2 protein-coding genes are annotated in these 2,137 nt (G+C 62.9%); both read left to right on the forward strand.

Going from position 1 to position 2,137, the window contains the following annotated elements; all coding sequences use genetic code 11:
- Positions 1-915: class II fructose-bisphosphate aldolase (gene fba, locus JOZ76_RS24570; RefSeq protein ID WP_291702934.1), on the forward strand; the 915-nt coding region annotated here is incomplete at its 5' end.
- A 73-nt stretch (positions 916-988) separates the two neighbouring features.
- Positions 989-2,137 (forward strand): form I ribulose bisphosphate carboxylase large subunit (locus JOZ76_RS24575; protein ID WP_291702935.1); only part of this gene is annotated, 1,149 nt, incomplete at its 3' end.

The following is a 2,137-nucleotide window of genomic DNA, read 5'->3' on the forward strand; positions in this document are numbered from 1 at the left end:
TACGCGGGCGACATCATGCTATCGAAGATGATCGACGCCGTGGAGCGGATGTATCCCCAAATACCGCTCTGCCTGCACCAGGACCACGGCAACGAGGAATCCACCTGCGCGACTGCGCTTCAACACGGCTTCACCTCGGTCATGATGGACGGCTCGCTGAAGGCCGACGCAAAAACACCCGCAGACTACGCTTACAACGTCGCGATCACGCGACGCGTGGTCGACATGGCGCACTGGATCGGCGCCTCGGTGGAGGGCGAACTCGGCGTACTCGGCTCGCTGGAGCATGGCGGCGGCGAGCGGGAAGACGGCCATGGCGTCGAGGGCGAGATCAGCCATGACCAGCTGCTGACCGATCCGGATCAGGCGACCGATTTCGTCCGCGCCACCAAGGTCGACGCGCTCGCCATTGCGATGGGCACCTCGCACGGCGCCTACAAGTTTTCGCGCAAGCCTGACGGCGATATCTTGGCCATGAACGTAGTCGAGGAGATTCATCGACGTCTGCCCAATACCCATCTCGTGATGCATGGCTCGTCGTCGGTGCCGCAGGACCTGCAGGATGCCTTCAACGCCTTTGGCGGCGAGATGCCGCAGACCTTTGGCGTTCCGGTCGAGGAGATCGTGCGCGGTATCCGTCACGGCGTGCGCAAGGTGAACATCGATACCGACTGCCGCCTTGCGATGACCGCGGCGTTTCGCAAGGTCGCGACGGAGACCAAAAGCGAGTTCGATCCGCGAAAATTTTTGAAACCCGCGATGGATGCGTTGCGCGCGCTGTGCCGGGCGCGGTTCGAGCAGTTCGGGACCGCGGGGAACGCCGCAAGAATCAAGGTGATCCCGCTGGCCGACATGGCGAACCGGTATCGATCGGGCGCGCTCGACCCCGCACTCGGCCGCGCCGCGGCTGCGTAACCACCGGAAGGAAGACGAAGCAATCCAGTCTGGGGAGACTGGCCAAGATCCCAGCGATTCAAGGAGAGCCATCATGAACATCCAGACCATGACGTTGCGCGGCAAGGAACGCTACAAGTCCGGCGTGCTCGAATACAGACGCATGGGCTATTGGGAGCCGGACTACCAGCCCAAGGATACCGACGTCATTGCGCTGTTCCGCGTCACGCCGCAGGAGGGCGTCGATCCGATCGAGGCGAGCGCGGCGGTTGCCGGCGAATCGTCGACCGCGACCTGGACGGTGGTGTGGACCGATCGCCTGACTGCGGCCGAAAAATATCGCGCAAAGTGCTATCGCGTCGATCCCGTGCCGAACTCACCCGGCAGCTATTTTGCTTATGTCGCCTATGACCTCGATCTGTTCGAACCGGGCTCGATCGCGAACCTGACGGCGTCGATCATCGGCAATGTCTTCGGCTTCAAGCCGCTCAAGGCGCTCCGTCTGGAAGACATGCGCCTGCCGGTCGCCTATGTGAAGACGTTCCAGGGTCCCGCGACTGGCATCGTGGTCGAGCGCGAGCGGCTCGACAAGTTCGGCCGTCCATTGCTCGGGGCGACGGTGAAGCCGAAGCTCGGCCTGTCCGGGCGCAACTACGGCCGCGTTGTCTACGAGGCGCTGAAGGGCGGGCTCGATTTCACCAAGGACGACGAGAACATCAATTCGCAGCCGTTCATGCACTGGCGCGAGCGCTATCTCTATTGCATGGAGGCTGTCAATCGCGCGCAGGCCGCGACCGGCGAGATCAAGGGCACCTATCTCAACGTGACCGCGGCAACCATGGAGGACATGTACGAGCGCGCGGAATTTGCCCACCAGATCGGTTCGAACATCGTCATGATCGATCTGGTGATCGGCTATACCGCGATCCAGTCGATGGCAAAGTGGGCGCGCAGGCACGACATGATCCTGCATCTGCACCGCGCCGGTCACGGCACCTATACGCGGCAGAAGTCGCACGGCATCTCGTTCCGCGTCATCTCGAAGTGGATGCGGCTGGCGGGCGTCGATCACATCCATGCCGGCACCGTGGTGGGGAAGCTGGAAGGCGATCCGCGCACCACCAAGGGCTATTACGACGTGTGCCTCGCGGGCTACAACCCGATGGCGCTGGAGCACGGCCTGTTCTTCGACCAGGACTGGGCCAGCATGAGGAAGGTGATGCCGGTCGCGTCGGGTGGCATC

Source organism: Bradyrhizobium sp., assembly GCF_019244115.1.
Taxonomy (GTDB): domain Bacteria; phylum Pseudomonadota; class Alphaproteobacteria; order Rhizobiales; family Xanthobacteraceae; genus Bradyrhizobium.